Source organism: Streptomyces sp. NPDC051320, assembly GCF_040682175.1.
Classification (GTDB): domain Bacteria; phylum Actinomycetota; class Actinomycetes; order Streptomycetales; family Streptomycetaceae; genus Streptomyces.
The window spans coordinates 52,647-66,940 of the sequence record NZ_JBFBAL010000013.1; the positions used below are offsets into that span (position 1 = coordinate 52,647).

At 68.1% G+C, this 14,294-nt stretch carries 14 protein-coding genes and 1 riboswitch; of the genes, 8 read left to right on the forward strand and 6 right to left on the reverse strand.

From position 1 onward, the window contains the following. A complete protein-coding gene (locus AB0M87_RS26060; RefSeq protein ID WP_365856969.1) occupies positions 1-1,467 on the reverse strand; it encodes an APC family permease in 1,467 nt (488 codons plus the stop codon). A gap of 278 nt (positions 1,468-1,745) precedes the next feature. Next, positions 1,746-2,732 carry a glucosyl-3-phosphoglycerate synthase gene (locus tag AB0M87_RS26065; RefSeq protein ID WP_365856971.1) on the reverse strand — a complete coding sequence of 329 codons (987 nt, stop codon included), beginning with the start codon at positions 2,730-2,732 and terminating at the stop codon, positions 1,746-1,748. A 180-nt stretch (positions 2,733-2,912) separates the two neighbouring features. Further along, positions 2,913-3,039, forward strand: a riboswitch (SAM riboswitch). 18 nt (positions 3,040-3,057) lie between these two features. On the opposite strand from AB0M87_RS26065, the gene thrC reads away from it, so the two are divergent. The 4 genes from thrC (at position 3,058) to groL (ending at position 7,278) form a co-directional block, all read left to right on the forward strand. Then, entirely contained in the window at positions 3,058-4,356 is a 1,299-nt protein-coding gene (thrC, locus tag AB0M87_RS26070) for a threonine synthase (RefSeq protein WP_365856973.1), read from the forward strand. Positions 4,357-4,417: 61 nt separating this feature from the next. Beyond that, positions 4,418-4,693, forward strand: coding sequence for a MoaD/ThiS family protein (locus AB0M87_RS26075; RefSeq protein ID WP_365856975.1), 276 nt, complete (start codon positions 4,418-4,420; stop codon positions 4,691-4,693). Positions 4,694-5,096: 403 nt separating this feature from the next. Then, positions 5,097-5,300, forward strand: a complete 204-nt coding sequence (locus AB0M87_RS26080) for a cold-shock protein (RefSeq protein WP_005315736.1) — start codon at positions 5,097-5,099, stop codon at positions 5,298-5,300. Positions 5,301-5,652: 352 nt separating this feature from the next. Beyond that, on the forward strand, positions 5,653-7,278 hold the full coding sequence (gene groL / locus AB0M87_RS26085; RefSeq protein ID WP_365856977.1) for a chaperonin GroEL: 1,626 nt from the start codon (positions 5,653-5,655) through the stop codon (positions 7,276-7,278). An 86-nt stretch (positions 7,279-7,364) separates the two neighbouring features. On the opposite strand, the gene AB0M87_RS26090 is transcribed toward groL, so the two are convergent. Genes AB0M87_RS26090 through AB0M87_RS26105 form a run of 4 tightly spaced genes read right to left on the reverse strand, consistent with a single transcriptional unit; the run spans position 7,365 to position 10,836 of the window. Further along, positions 7,365-7,970 (reverse strand): response regulator transcription factor, encoded by a 606-nt coding sequence (locus AB0M87_RS26090; RefSeq protein ID WP_365856979.1) that lies wholly within the window; start codon positions 7,968-7,970, stop codon positions 7,365-7,367. Between the two features lie 3 nt (positions 7,971-7,973). Next, positions 7,974-9,131: a histidine kinase gene (locus AB0M87_RS26095; RefSeq protein ID WP_365856981.1), complete on the reverse strand. Its 1,158-nt coding sequence runs from the start codon at positions 9,129-9,131 to the stop codon at positions 7,974-7,976. After that, positions 9,128-9,889, reverse strand: a complete 762-nt coding sequence (locus AB0M87_RS26100; RefSeq protein WP_365856983.1) for an ABC transporter permease — start codon at positions 9,887-9,889, stop codon at positions 9,128-9,130. The genes AB0M87_RS26095 and AB0M87_RS26100 overlap by 4 nt, the downstream gene beginning before the upstream one ends. Then, positions 9,886-10,836, reverse strand: coding sequence for an ABC transporter ATP-binding protein (locus AB0M87_RS26105; RefSeq protein WP_365856985.1), 951 nt, complete (start codon positions 10,834-10,836; stop codon positions 9,886-9,888). The genes AB0M87_RS26100 and AB0M87_RS26105 overlap by 4 nt, the downstream gene beginning before the upstream one ends. A gap of 401 nt (positions 10,837-11,237) precedes the next feature. Between AB0M87_RS26105 and AB0M87_RS26110 the strand changes: the two genes are divergently transcribed. The 4 genes from AB0M87_RS26110 to AB0M87_RS26125 all read left to right on the forward strand — a co-directional run bounded on the left by AB0M87_RS26110 (position 11,238) and on the right by AB0M87_RS26125 (position 14,294). After that, on the forward strand, positions 11,238-11,414 hold the full coding sequence (locus AB0M87_RS26110; RefSeq protein WP_365856987.1) for a hypothetical protein: 177 nt from the start codon (positions 11,238-11,240) through the stop codon (positions 11,412-11,414). A 47-nt stretch (positions 11,415-11,461) separates the two neighbouring features. After that, complete coding sequence (locus AB0M87_RS26115; RefSeq protein WP_365856989.1) at positions 11,462-11,644, forward strand: hypothetical protein; 183 nt, start codon at positions 11,462-11,464, stop codon at positions 11,642-11,644. 176 nt (positions 11,645-11,820) lie between these two features. Beyond that, positions 11,821-13,701: an alpha/beta fold hydrolase gene (locus tag AB0M87_RS26120; protein ID WP_365856991.1), complete on the forward strand. Its 1,881-nt coding sequence runs from the start codon at positions 11,821-11,823 to the stop codon at positions 13,699-13,701. A gap of 68 nt (positions 13,702-13,769) precedes the next feature. Further along, on the forward strand, positions 13,770-14,294 hold the full coding sequence (locus tag AB0M87_RS26125; protein WP_365857261.1) for a hypothetical protein: 525 nt from the start codon (positions 13,770-13,772) through the stop codon (positions 14,292-14,294).

Here is a 14,294-nt window from a genome sequence, read left to right on the forward strand (position 1 = left end):
TCAAACGTGCTGGGACGGGGCCACCGGTTCCGGGTCGGCGCCGTCCCCGGAGGGGGCGAGCACGTCCTCGGGGACCGAGATCACCCAGTGCGTCTCGCTGCGGGGGCGGAGGTAGAGGGCCCAGTACCCGGTGGCTGCCGCGACGATGACGCCGGTGATGACGAGGCTCTCGACGCTCTGCTGGTACAGCACCCAGGCCAGTACGACGACCAGCAGCGCCGGGATCGCGGGCCACAGCGGCATGCGCCAGGCCGGCCGGTCCTTGTGTGCGCCCCGGCGCGAGACCAGTGCGCCCAGCGCGACGAACACGTACATCGCGGCGACCGCCACCCCGGTGACCTCGCTCAGGGTGTCCAGGTTGACGAAGCACAGGGCCGCCCCGGGGATCCCCACGGCCAGGGTGGCGACCCAGGGGGAGCCGTAGCGCCGGCTGACGTGCGAGAAGGCGCGGTTGACGGAATCCGGCCAGGCCGCGTCGCGCGCCGATGAGTAGACGACGCGAGAGTTCTGGATCACCATCACGATCGCGGCGTTGATGATCGCCAGTGCGATGCAGAGGCTGACGAAGGTGCCGACGCCGGAGTTGCTCCAGCTCGCCACCATGCCCGCGACGTCGCCGGTGGCGAGGGTCGCGAGGTCGGGGGCGCCGAGCGTGATCGCCACCACCGGGATCAGGACGACGGCCGCGCCGATGCCGAGCGTCCACAGCACGGTCCTGGAGACGTTGCGGCGCGGGTTGTCCATCTCCTCGGCGAGATACACGGCGGTGGAGAAGCCCTGGAGGATGAAGAGGGCGGTGGCCAGGCCGGTCACGATCAGTCCGGCGGTGACGGCCGAGCTCTGGCCGTGCCCGGTGGCCATCACCGGGTGGACGAAAACCGAGGCGGACCTGCTGGTGTGGCTGAAGCCGAGGAAGGCGACCACTGCGCAGGCCACCACCTCCAGGACCAGGAAGATGCCGGTGATCCAGGCATTGGCGCGCAGATCCAGCAAACCCATCAGGGTGGCGAGCACCATCACCCCGGCCGCGGTGAACTCCGGACTCAGGTGGGCGATCGGCGCCAGATAGTCGGCGGTGCCCAGGGCGATGATGGGTGGCACGATCATGACCACGATCAGCGACAGGACGAACACCAGCCACCCAGCGAGCCGGCCCATCAGGGTGCCGACCATGGCGTACTCGCCGCCGGAGCTCGGTATCAGTGTGCCGAGCTCGGAGTAGGTGAAGGCGACGCCGATGCAGAGCAGGCCGGCGATGGCGATGGTGAGGGCCGTGCCCGTGCCGAGGGTCGCGAACGAGTCCGGCACTATCACGAAGAGTGAGGACGCCGGGGTCAGGCAGGTCAGTGTGAGCAGCGTGCCTCCCACCACCCCGATCGACCGGGTGAGCTTCGGAGCGGCTGCGTCGCGAGGGCCGGCTGGGGGCTTCTCGGCTTCGGACTTCTGGGGCGTGGCGCCAACGGCCATGTCGGGCATGTTGATTATCCGTGTCCCATCGGTGCGTGGGCTGGACCGAGCGGGGACCTCCGCGCCGCTTCGGTGTCCGAATAAAACCCTTACCGATGGATCCCGTCAAGACCTCATTAAGGGCGCATCGCAACGAAATCCGTCGTGTCCGACGTATGCGTAGGTTCTTATGCGCTCCCTGGGCGCGGTATTCAAGCGGATTTAGTGGCCTGATGGGCGGTGCGGATTCTCGCGTGAAATCGGCCGGATTCTTTTGGCAGGCGGTGGGACGCGACCGGTCACGCAGCGCGGCGCGCCTGGTACTCGGCCACCTCACGCATCGGCGGCCGCTCCTCGGTGTCCACCGGAAACGTCCGCGGCACGAACCCGTCAGGACCGCGTTCGAACTGGGTGAGCTCGGGTCGCACCAGATGCCCGCGGGAGAGCCGCAGCTGCGCGGTCCGGTAGATGGCGGCTGCCATCCGGCCGAGCGCCAGGCCGTCCTGGTGGCGATGCCTACGGGAGCCGACGTCGACCTGGGCCAGCGCGTCGAGCCCCACCATGTGGAGCGCGTCGACCAGCAGGCCGAGCTCCACTCCATAACCGACCGGGAAGGGGAGGCGCTCGAGCAGCGAGCGGCGCACCGCGTACTCGCCGCCCAGCGGCTGGACGAAACCGGCCAGCTGGGGCCAGTGCAGATTGAGCAGCGGCCGGGCCACCAGTTCCGTCACCCGGCCGCCCTGGCCCGTGCCGGAGGGGAGCGGAGGGGACGCGGCGGGGGAGGCGGGCGAACGGAACTCGGCGCCCAGCGGACGGTCGTACATGGCCTTGACGAAATGCACGTCGGGCTCGGTCAGCAGCGGTCCGACGATGCCGGAGACGAAGTCCGTCGAGAAGTCCTTCAGGTCGGCGTCGACGAAACAGACGATCTCGCCGCTGGTCGCCAGGAGCGAGCGCCACAGCACCTCGCCCTTGCCGGGCAGGGCGGGTATCCGGGGCAGGATCGTGTCCCGGTGCACCACGCGGGCGCCGGCCGCCGCCGCGACCTCCGCCGTACGGTCGGTGGACCCCGAGTCGATCACGACCAGCTCGTCCACCAGCGGCACCGCCTCCATGAGATCCCGCCGGATCGCCGCGACGATCTCACCGACCGTGGCCTCCTCGTTCAGCGCAGGAAGCACCACGCTCACCTTCGTACAGCGCTTGGCGGCGGTCAGCCGGTCCAGCGGACGGTCGGCGGCCGACCAGGAACGCCTGGTCAGCCAGCGTTCCACCTCATCCAGCACGGAGTGTCTCCTCGGTACGCCGGCCGCGGCAGCGGCTCATGTGACAGTCATCTCGCGGTACGGACGACTCTCTCCATCGTCCTCGCCGTCGGCTACAGTCTTGAACAACGCGAGAGACCGCCGCATGCCGGGGGTCGGTACGCGCGACAAATACCCGGGCCCGGTGGTCCGGCGTCATAGCGCTCATCCAGAGGGACTGAGGGAACGGCCCGTTGAAGTCCCGGCAACCTTCCGCCGACCGCGAGGTCATGGTGGGGAAGGTGCCAATTCCGTCTTGCGGCGAAGTACGTCGCGAGGAAGATGAGGAGAAAGGGACCTCGCCACCATGGCTGTGCAGACTGTCGCCGACACCACGAACTCCACCGAAGCGGTCGATCTCGGACCCGCCGCCGCGCTTTCCTGCCGCGAATGCGGAGAGCGTTTCGCCCTCGGACCGATCTTCGCCTGTGCCTCCTGTTTCGGGCCGCTCGAAGTCGCGTACGACCTGCCGAGCGGCTCCCCCGACGAGCTGAAGAAGCGCATCGAGGCAGGCCCGAACAACATCTGGCGTTACGCGCCGCTGCTGCCGGTCCCCGCTGATGTCGCGTCGCAGCCCAATCTGAACCCGGGTTTCACCAAGCTGGTCAAGGCCGACAACCTGGCCCGCGAGCTCGGCATCACCGGCGGCCTGCACATCAAGGACGACTCCGGGAACCCGACGCACTCCTTCAAGGACCGGGTTGTCGCGATCGCCGTCGAGGCCGCCCGCGCCTTCGGCTTCACCACCCTGTCCTGCTCGTCGACCGGCAACCTGGCGGGCGCCGTCGGCGCCGCCGCTGCCCGTTCCGGCTTCCGCTCCTGCGTGTTCATCCCGCACGACCTGGAGCAGGGCAAGGTCGTGATGGCCGCGGTGTACGGCGGTGAACTGGTCGGTATCGAGGGCAACTACGACGACGTCAACCGCTTCTGCTCCGAGCTCATCGGCGACCCGATCGGCGAGGGCTGGGGCTTCGTCAACGTCAACCTCCGCCCGTACTACGGCGAGGGCTCCAAGACGCTGGCGTACGAGATCTGCGAGCAGCTCGGCTGGCAGCTGCCCGACCAGATCGTCATCCCGATCGCGTCCGGCTCCCAGCTCACGAAGATCGACAAGGGTCTCCAGGAGCTGATCAAGCTGGGCCTGGTCGAGGACAAGCCGTACCGGATCTTCGGCGCGCAGGCCGAGGGCTGCTCGCCGGTCTCCACCGCCTTCAAGGCGGGCCACGATGTCGTGCGGCCGCAGAAGCCGAACACGATCGCCAAGTCCCTCGCCATCGGCAACCCGGCGGACGGCCCGTACGTCCTGGACATCGCCCGGCGCACCGGCGGCGCGGTCGAGGACGTCAACGACGAGCAGATCGTCGACGCGATCAAGCTGCTGGCCCGCTCCGAGGGCATCTTCGCGGAGACCGCGGGCGGGGTGACCGTCGGCGTGACCAGGAAGCTGATCGAGGCCGGTCTGCTCGACCCGGCGCTGTCCACCGTCGTCCTGAACACCGGTGACGGCCTCAAGACCCTGGACGCGGTGGCCGAGACCTCACGCCCCACCGCGACGATCCGCCCGACCCTGGACGCGTTCCGCGAGGCCGGCCTGGCCACCAGCTGAACCCCCGTCCCGCCCACTCCCCGGTCTCCTGGACGGCCGGTTCTCCCGGAAGGCAATCCGCATGAGCGTCAAGGTCCGCATCCCCACCATCCTCCGCACGTACACCGGCGGCCAGGCCGAGGTCGTCGCCGAGGGCGGCACCCTCGCCGAGGTCATCGCCGACCTGGAGAAGAACCACACGGGCATCGCGGCCCGCGTCCTGGACGACCAGGGCAAGCTGCGCCGCTTCGTGAACGTGTACGTCAACGACGACGACGTGCGCTTCGAACAGGGCCTGGAGACCGCCACGCCGGACGGCGCCGGCGTCTCGATCATTCCGGCCGTCGCCGGCGGCTGACCGGCCTCCCGCGGCGCTGATCCGGCGCCGCGATCGCACCCTCGATTACCCCCTCCGGGCCAGAAGCGGAGGGGGTAATTCTGTGTGGTTGAGCGCGGTACAGTTGGGGTAGTCCCCTTCGCTGCTCATGCCAGGCGCATATGTGAACGCGACAAGGTGCGGACAAAAAGTGAAACCTTTTGTGGCGTAAGTGCCCTTTGCCCGGCCCGACTTGCCCGGAAACCCCCAGGAATCAGCCCGTTCGGGCGTTCGGTCACGCACAGATTTTTCGTCCGATTGACCTGTTGCAGAGGGCAGTTGGGCAGATACATTCAGCCGCGGTCGACGCGTTCCGGCGCAAGGTCTGACCCCGGGTCCCGCGAAGTGCGGGCTCGTGCAAGGGCCAGTAATAGGGGAGTTGGGCATGGCTCAGGGCACCGTCAAGTGGTTCAACGCGGAGAAGGGGTACGGCTTCATCGCGGTCGACGGTGGTGCGGATGTTTTCGTCCACTACAGCGCGATTCAGATGGACGGTTACCGCACCCTTGAAGAAGGTCAGCGAGTGGAGTTCGAGATCTCGCAGGGCCAGAAGGGTCCGCAGGCGGACATGGTCAAGCTCGCCGTCTGATTCTCGGCGCGATCGGCCACCGACGCACTCACGCCGAGAGGCCCGTACCCCGCACCGGGGTACGGGCCTCTCGTGCGTCCGCACCCGCCCCGCGCTGGATCGCCGGAGGCGCTTGCTCCCCCCCCGTCGCCCGACCGCCGCCCCGCATCGAGCCTTCTTCGAAGGCGCTTGCACTCCAGGGGGCCGAGTGCTAATCATTGGCATTAGCACTCTCCCAGTGAGAGTGACAGAAAGACCGGGTTGGCGAGGCCCGCAGGCCGGGTGGGGCAAGGAACCACCAGGCAGGCAGGCCGTCCGTCGCGGGCGCCGCCAGGTCTGACGCATCCCACCCTGTCCGGGAGGACCACTTCACATGGCCAAGATCATCGCGTTCGACGAGGAGGCACGGCGCGGTCTCGAGCGCGGGATGAACCAGCTCGCCGACGCCGTCAAGGTCACCCTCGGCCCGAAGGGCCGCAACGTCGTCCTCGAGAAGAAGTGGGGCGCCCCCACGATCACCAACGATGGTGTTTCCATCGCCAAGGAGATCGAGCTCGAGGACCCGTACGAGAAGATCGGCGCCGAGCTGGTCAAGGAAGTCGCCAAGAAGACGGACGACGTCGCCGGTGACGGTACGACCACCGCGACCGTCCTCGCCCAGGCGCTGGTCCGCGAGGGCCTGCGCAACGTCGCAGCCGGTGCCAACCCGATGGCCCTGAAGCGCGGCATCGAGAAGGCCGTCGAGGCCGTCTCCGCTGCCCTGCTCGAGCAGGCCAAGGACGTGGAGACGAAGGAGCAGATCGCTTCGACCGCCTCCATCTCCGCCGCCGACACGCAGATCGGCGAGCTCATCGCCGAGGCGATGGACAAGGTCGGCAAGGAAGGCGTCATCACGGTCGAGGAGGCCCAGACCTTCGGTCTGGAGCTGGAGCTCACCGAGGGCATGCGCTTCGACAAGGGCTACATCTCGGCGTACTTCGCCACCGACATGGAGCGTATGGAGTCGTCGCTCGACGACCCGTACATCCTGATCGTCAACTCCAAGATCGGCAGCGTCAAGGACCTCATTCCGCTGCTCGAGAAGGTCATGCAGTCCGGCAAGCCGCTGCTGATCATCGCCGAGGACGTGGAGGGCGAGGCGCTCTCGACCCTGGTCGTCAACAAGATCAAGGGCACCTTCAAGTCCGTCGCCGTCAAGGCCCCGGGCTTCGGTGACCGTCGCAAGGCCATGCTCGGTGACATCGCCATCCTCACGGGCGGCACCGTCATCTCCGAGGAGGTCGGCCTCAAGCTCGAGAGCGCCGGTCTGGACCTGCTCGGCCGCGCCCGCAAGGTCGTCATCACCAAGGACGAGACCACGATCGTCGACGGCGCCGGTGAGAGCGACCAGGTTCAGGGTCGCGTCAACCAGATCCGTGCCGAGATCGAGAACTCCGACTCGGACTACGACCGCGAGAAGCTCCAGGAGCGCCTCGCGAAGCTGGCCGGCGGCGTGGCCGTCATCAAGGCCGGCGCCGCGACCGAGGTCGAGCTCAAGGAGCGCAAGCACCGCATCGAGGACGCCGTTCGCAACGCGAAGGCGGCCGTCGAGGAGGGCATCGTCGCCGGTGGTGGCGTGGCGCTCATCCAGGCCTCCTCGGTCTTCGAGAAGCTCGAACTCGAGGGTGACGAGGCGACCGGTGCCAACGCCGTGAAGCTCGCGCTCGAGGCCCCGCTGAAGCAGATCGCCGTCAACGGTGGTCTCGAAGGCGGAGTCATCGTCGAGAAGGTCCGCAACCTGCCCATCGGTCACGGCCTCAACGCCGCGACCGGCGAGTACGTGGACATGATCGCCGAGGGCATCATCGACCCGGCCAAGGTTACGCGCTCCGCGCTGCAGAACGCCGCGTCGATCGCCGCGCTGTTCCTCACCACCGAGGCCGTCATCGCCGACAAGCCGGAGAAGGCCGCTGCCGGCGGCGCCCCGGGCGGCATGCCGGGCGGTGACATGGACTTCTGATCGACTGCGGCCCTGCCGCTGGTTGATCGACTGTCCTGAACCGAAGGGCGGCACTCCCCTCAGGGAGTGCCGCCCTTCGGCGTTGCTCAGATCCAGCCGTGTGCCCGCGCCTCGCGTATGGCCTCGTGACGGTTGCTCAGGCCGAGCTTGGTGGTGGCGCTCGACAGATAGTTCCGCACGGTGCCCGGCGTGAGCACGGCGCGTTCGGCGATGTCGGCTATGGGGGCTCCGTCGGCCGCCAGGGACAGCAGGTCGGTCTCCCGGGGGGTCAACGGGGAGTCGCCGATACTGATCGCGTCGGCGGCGAGCGACGGCTCTATGTAGCGGTTTCCCTGGTACAGCGTGCGGATGATGGCCGCCAGATCGCTGGCGGACAGGGTTTTCGACGAGAACCCCACGGCCCCGACGGCGAGTGCGCGCTTGAGATAGCCGGGCAGCCCGTGGCTGGTGACGATGAGACACCGGCAGTCGGGGAGCTTCGCCGAAAGGGCCTCGGTCACGGCGATACCGTCCGCACAGGGCATCAGGAGGTCGAGTACGGCGACATCGGGGCGGTGTTCGAGGGCCAGCTCCACCGCCTCCCTGCCGTCGCCCGCCTGGGCGATGACATCGATGTCTTCCTCGTAGGAGAGCAGGGCTGCGAGGGCCCCGCGGATGAGGTGTTCATCCTCGGCGAGCAGAACGCTGATCATGTCTCAGTCCTTGCGGTGGGGGACGACAGCGGTGAGACGGTACGTGTCCTTCGGGCCGGCACCGTGGCTGACGGTGCCGCCGAGTGTGCTGATGCGGTGCGCGAGGCCGGCGAGCCCGGTTCCTCCTTTACCCGTGGCCTCCATCGGGCGGTCGTTGGTGATGGCCACGGTCAGCCGGCCGCGGCCCGATGTGATGCGGATGGTGCACGTGCGGGCGCGGGAGTGCCGGATGACGTTGGTGACACCTTCACGGATGACCCAGCCCAGGGCCACATGCTTGTCCAGGGTGAGGTTCATGTCCACCGTGTTGCGGTGGACGCGGCAGGCGATGCCCGCGGATTCCAGTACGGCGGCGGCCCCGTCGAGTTCGGTGGTCAGGTCCGTGCTGTGGGAGCCGCGGACGACGTCGCGTACCTCTTCCTGCGACTCCCGCGCGATGCGCTGGATCTCCGTCATCTCCGCGTGGGCGCGGGGCACGCTTTCCGAAAGGCGCGCGCCGAGTTCGCTCTTGAAAGCGATGATCGCCAGGTTCCTTCCCAGCACGTCGTGCACGTCGCGGGCGATCCTCAGCCGTTCTTCGGCGACCGCCAGGCTGCTCTCGGTCTGCCGTGCGGCATCGAGGCGGCGCATGACCGAGAGGGACCACAGGGACGAATGCACACCCAGTCCGGCCGCGCCCCAGACCGCCACCGCCGCCACCACGCAGATCTTCCAGGTGGAGGGCGCGACGGCTATGCACGCGACGCAGGCCGCGACAGCACAGGCCGTGGAGGCCGGCCAGCGCTCGGTGGCCCAGACCGAGGCGAGTGGAATCACCGCCACCGCCCCGGTGAAGGCGGCGCCCACGGGCTGCAGCCAGTCGGCCGGACCCGCCGCGTAGGCGACGGCGACGAGCTGTCCCGCGCACATGAGGGTGACCGATGCGGTGACGACGACCGGCGGCCTGCGGAGCGAAGCGAGCGCGACCGTGGCTGTGACAGCCTGCGCGAGATAGAGGACGCCGGTGCCCCAGGCCAGCGGAACGGCCGAGTGCGGGACGCTGAGGTGGGTGATGATGGGGCGGCCGAGAACGAAGATCAGCAGCCACGGCACGCAGCACAGCACCACCCGGGAGACGAGGGTGAACTGCTGGATGGGGGTACGAAACCGACCGCTCCTCATGTCCGTGGTTCCCACCGGAAGGACCGGCGCACCGCCCACGCCGTGAGAGCGATCCAGACCAGCAGGGTGGCCGTGCGGACGGCGGCGTCCGCCACGGACAGGGAACCGGTCCACCCCGAGCGCACCAGATCGGTCACCGGCGTCAGCGGGAAGAAGCGGAGGACCTCCTGGACGCCGTGCGGCAGGATTTCCAGCGGTACATACGTGCCGGAGGTCAGTGGCAGCAGGAACATCCCCGGCAGTACGGCGATCTGGGCGGTCTCCGCGGTCCTGGCCAGCACGGTGGTGAGCGCCGCGAGCGCGGTGATCAGAGCGGTGCCGAGCACGATTCCGATGACCGCGAGGAGCGGTGCGGCGGGCGCGCCGGTGCCGGCCACCACGGTGATACCGGCCGAGATGATGAGGAACTGGACCGGCACGGCGGCCACCACGGGCACTGCGGCTCCCAGCAGGATCGTGAGGTCCCCGACCTCGCCACTGCGCAGCCGCTTCAGGATCAGCTGCTCGCGCCGCATGACGTAGATGCTGGTCAATGGTGCGTACAAGCCCATGAGAAGGATGATGCCCGCTGCCGAGGAGATCATGACCGGTCCCATGGTGAGGCCGGCGCCGGAGAGATCGAACTGATCCAGGATCACCTTCATGGTGAAGACCAGCATCAGCGGTACGAGAAGCGCGCTGACGAGGTTCGCCTTGCTGCGCAGGAAGAGGGTCAGTTCCGCCCGGCCGAGTCCGGCCAGGTGCGTGGTGTGGCTCATGTCAGTACGTCCTCGCTGGTGTCTGCCTTGGCGATGTGCATGAACGCCTCTTCCAGGGATGCGGAGCGGGCGTGCAGACCGGCAAGGGAGATCCCTCCCTCCCTGGCCCACATGAGCGCCTGGGTCGCTGTGAACTGCAGGTCCTCGGTGGTCAGATGAACAGTTCCTCCCGTCATCCGCACGCTGGTGGCGCCCAGCGGCGGCAGATCGGCGTCGGTGAGGCCGGCCGGGAGACCGAAGAAGAGGGAGGACGGGTGGGAGGAGACGATGTCGGCTGTCGTCCCCGAGGCGGTGATCCGGCCCCGGTGCATGATCGCCAGGTGGTCGGCGAGCCGCTCGGCCTCCTCCAGGTAATGCGTCGTCAGCACGATGGTGGTGTCCTGGCTCTGCAGCTCGCGGATGAGGTCCCAGGTCTCCCTGCGGCCCTCCGGGTCCATGCCCGCCGTGGGTTCGTCGAGGAAGAGCAGCTCCGGTGAGCCCAGCACGGCCAGGGTCAGGTTCAGCCGGCACTTCTCGCCGCCCGAGAGGTTTTTGACGAGTGTTCCGCTGCGGGGCATCAGCCCGGTCATGGCGATCGCTTCGTCGACCGGCCGCGGTCGCGTGGTGCAGGAGGCCCACATACGGACGGTTTCGGCGACCGTGAGGTCGCCGGGGAAACCGCCCTCCTGGAGCATGACTCCGGTACGTGGCCGGATGCGGGCGCGGTCGCGCAGCGGGTCGTAGGCGCCGAACAGCCGGATGGCACCCCGGGAGGGCCGGGCATGTCCTTCGAGGAGTTCGATCGTGGAGGTCTTTCCCGCTCCGTTCGTGCCCAGCAACGCGAACAGTTCGCCGCGGCCGACGGTGAAGGAGACACCGCGCACGGCGTCGAACCCGTGCTCCCCGGTCCCGTACCGACGCCAGAGGTCTGTGACGTCGATCACATTTTCCGATGTTGGCTGATTCATGTCGATGATCCTTCCAGCGCCGGGTGAGGGGGTTCGGTGAGACGTGTCATGTCTTGAGGTGACGGATGTCATGGCGTCCGGCTGGGCGTCCCCACATGTGGAAGCGCTCCGTCCGAATTTCGAAGTCATGGACGTCGAACGAAGGGCCGTTCTAATATCCGGAGCGTGGCGGACGAGAGGTTCCCGGCGGCTTATTCCTAACAGTGTCGACGCACTGGCGGAGAAAGCCGCAGGACAATAGCAGTCCGGTTCGGCCCATTGCGTACGAGCCGTCACGAGGATCACGGAAGCGGGGGCTTTCGCGGTAACAGTAAATGCCGCGCGTTCTGGATTGTGTTGATGTTCCGATTGAGTCCTGAAACACAGGAAGAATCCATCAGAAATTCGAGAGAGAGACAGCCATGAACAACGTGGAATCGTTTGCCAATTCGACGCTCGTGCGTCCCATCGGTGAGCAGCCGGGCCAGGTCATGACCGACCAGAGCCCCGTCATGACCGTTGTCGCGCTCGGTGCCGCGGCCGTGGCCGGCGGCGCCGCCGTGGTCGGCGCCTACGCGCTCGGCAAGGCCGTCGGCTGATCGATCCGCAACACGCTCTCATTCAGAATTCGCGAGGAGGAACAGCTGTGAACAACGTGGAATCGTTTGCCAACTCGACGCTCGTGCGTCCCATCGGTGAGCAGCCGGGCCAGGTCATGACCGACCAGGACCCCGTCATGACCGTCGTGGCCACCGCCGCCGCCTTCGCGGGTGGCGTCGCGGTCTGTGGCGCGCTGGTCGCCGCGTACGACGCCGGCGCCAACGGCTGAGTCCGGCCGACCGATAGGTAGACCGTCCATGTGCTGCCGGGCCGGGACCGGTATCGGCCCGGCGGCACGGGACGCACCGGAACAGAAGCCCTGGCGCCCGGTGAGCCGGGCGCCCGAAGAGTCCGAAAGACCCGAAGAGTTCGCAGAGCCCCCGCGGAAGGACCGGTGGAGATCTCATGAGTTTGCCCGGAAGGATCGCTGCGGCGGTCTTCAGACCGTGGCCGGTGTCCCGGGGCGGAGCGATAGCGACCGGCGAACGTCTTGCCGCCGCCACGACCCTGACCTCGTCACTGGAGTACCTCACCCAGCGTCATCAGATGCGCAGCGGCGGACTGAACGACTGGCGGGTCGTCAAGGACGTCCAGAGCAAGTCGACACCGCTCACCCGCAAGCTCCTGGATCTGGTCAGTGACGAGCGGGCCACCACCGCTGTGCACGCCGCCCGCGCCCTGGTCAGTGCGGGAATGCTGCTACCGGGATCCAGCCGGTGGCGCGGTGCGGGCAGTCTGTTCCTCGGGGCCAGCACGGCGTTGCTCTACCCCCGGCATCGCTACGGAACCGATGGCTCCGACCAGGTCTCCGTCCTCGTGCAGACCGCCGCCGGTGTGGCCCGCCTGTCCACCAGCCCCCAGGTCAAGGATGCGGCCCTCTGGTACATCGCTCTGCAGTCGAACACGTCCTACCTGGTATCCGGCTGGGTCAAGCTCATCGGCCCCTCCTGGCGTGACGCGACCGCACTGGGCGGCGTGCTGCGTACCAGGACATACGGTCACGAGGGCGCCTTCAGACTCACCCGCAAGTACCCCAGGACCGCCCGCTGGGTCGCCCACGGGGTGCTCGCACTCGAATGCCTCTTCCCGGTGGCCTACCTGGGCGGTGGCAGGCTGGTACGCCCGGTGGTCGCGAGCGCGGCCGCTTTCCACGTCACCAACGGCTTCGCCATGGGGCTCGGGCGCTTCGTCACCTCCTTCACCGCGATGCACCCGGCCGTCGCCTACACGGCGGCGCCCAGGAACCACCCGGCGGTGGCCGGCCGTGACGACCGTGCCCTAGCGGTCGCCGGTGCCACGCTGGCGCTGGCCGCTTCGGCGGCCGGTGTGGTGGCCGTGCAGCGCAGACTGCGCTCCCGGGAGGGCTGGCCCACCTCACGCACGATGACGACCCGTCAGGGCAACGTGCTGCAGTACGAGGTGATGTCGCCCGGGAAGCCCGGCCGGCCCGTCGTGGTCTTCTGCAACGGCCTGGGTACCTCCTCCGAGTACTTCTCCTGGATCAGCGAGCATCTCGCCCAGCAGTCCGGTTACGGCGTCATCACCTTCGCCCGGGCCGGATACGCGGGCAGCAGCAGGCGCAGCACCGAGCCCTACCGGCTGGACGAATCCGTCGATGACCTGGTGGATCTGGTGCACGGCGCGGTCGCGGCCGACCGCAGGGTGGTGCTGGTAGGACACTCCCTCGGCGGCGAACTGTGCCGGCGCGCAGCGTCGCGTATCGGCGACCGCCTGCACAGCGTCGTGTACCTGGACTCCTCGCACCCGGCCGAGCTGAACCGCTCCGAGCAGCAGGGTGAGGCGGCGAAGCGGCTGCGTGAGTCTCTGACGCTGATGGTGTGGTCGCTGCGGCTGGGCATGGGGGCACTGATGAGCCGGCCCGAGTGGCTGGACTCCCTGCCGGAGCACTACCGGCTGCGGGCCTTCGCGCAGTACAGCGATCTGCGCACCTGGGCGGCGGCCCGGCGGGAGTGGCTCGCCGTCGAGGAGGACTTCCGCGCTTTCAGCGGCGATCTGACACCCATTGACGCTCCCGCGTTGATGATCTCCGCGCAGCAGACCACGGACCGTGACCCGGAACAGCTGCTGATGCACAACGAACTCGCCCAGGCGCACCGCGGTGGCGGGCGCCGCGTCGAGACGATGGTGATGGAGGGCGCGAACCACGAGGGGCTGCTGGTGAAGGCCGAGTACGCGGTCGACGTGGCCTCCCGCATCGTCGGCTTCCTCGACGCCGCGACCGCGGACGTCTCCGCATCCGACGTGCTGGAGGGACAGACCCGATGAGGACCGGCAGACTCACCGACAACCTTTTCACCGGGCCGGGCAGCACCGTCCGCATTCTCGGGGCGGTGATGCTGGCGTGCACCGTCGCGACCCAGCACCCCAACCCCGCCTTCAACCGGTTGCAGCGCAAGGACACGCTGTCGCTCCTGCCGAACTGGCGGTTCTTCGCGCCGACACCGGCGACCCACGACGACCACCTTCTGTACCGCACGCTCGACGGCAACGGCCAGACGTCCGCCTGGCGGGACATCGACGTGATCGCCGGGAGAAAGGTCAGCCAGGTCGTCTGGTTTGCCACCCGGCGTCAGGAGAAGGCTGTCTTCGACGTGTGCGCCGAGATTCTCCGGTCGCTCGACAAGGGGTTCGATTACGTGGTGAACATTCCGGCCTACCGCGTACTCGTCGGCTACATAAGGCAGCGGATGGTCGCCGACGGTTTCGGTGACGCCGAGGGTTTTCAGTTCACCCTCGTCCGTGCCGCGGGATACGACGAGGCGGAGGAGCCGGCCGCTCTTTTCGTATCGCCCTACGCCCCGCTGAAAAACCATGCGGAAACGCTGCATCGGCACGATATGGAAAGGGCGGCGCCGTGA

Coding starts and splice junctions, on each gene's coding strand:
- AB0M87_RS26060 (WP_365856969.1), bottom strand. CDS start 1,467: ATGGCCGTTGGCGCCACGCCCCAGAAGTCCGAAGCCGAGAAGCCCCCA.
- thrC (WP_365856973.1), top strand. CDS start 3,058: ATGGCTGTGCAGACTGTCGCCGACACCACGAACTCCACCGAAGCGGTC.
- AB0M87_RS26075 (WP_365856975.1), top strand. CDS start 4,418: ATGAGCGTCAAGGTCCGCATCCCCACCATCCTCCGCACGTACACCGGC.
- AB0M87_RS26080 (WP_005315736.1), top strand. CDS start 5,097: ATGGCTCAGGGCACCGTCAAGTGGTTCAACGCGGAGAAGGGGTACGGC.
- groL (WP_365856977.1), top strand. CDS start 5,653: ATGGCCAAGATCATCGCGTTCGACGAGGAGGCACGGCGCGGTCTCGAG.
- AB0M87_RS26090 (WP_365856979.1), bottom strand. CDS start 7,970: ATGATCAGCGTTCTGCTCGCCGAGGATGAACACCTCATCCGCGGGGCC.
- AB0M87_RS26095 (WP_365856981.1), bottom strand. CDS start 9,131: ATGAGGAGCGGTCGGTTTCGTACCCCCATCCAGCAGTTCACCCTCGTC.
- AB0M87_RS26100 (WP_365856983.1), bottom strand. CDS start 9,889: ATGAGCCACACCACGCACCTGGCCGGACTCGGCCGGGCGGAACTGACC.
- AB0M87_RS26105 (WP_365856985.1), bottom strand. CDS start 10,836: ATGAATCAGCCAACATCGGAAAATGTGATCGACGTCACAGACCTCTGG.
- AB0M87_RS26110 (WP_365856987.1), top strand. CDS start 11,238: ATGAACAACGTGGAATCGTTTGCCAATTCGACGCTCGTGCGTCCCATC.
- AB0M87_RS26120 (WP_365856991.1), top strand. CDS start 11,821: ATGAGTTTGCCCGGAAGGATCGCTGCGGCGGTCTTCAGACCGTGGCCG.
- AB0M87_RS26125 (WP_365857261.1), top strand. CDS start 13,770: ATGCTGGCGTGCACCGTCGCGACCCAGCACCCCAACCCCGCCTTCAAC.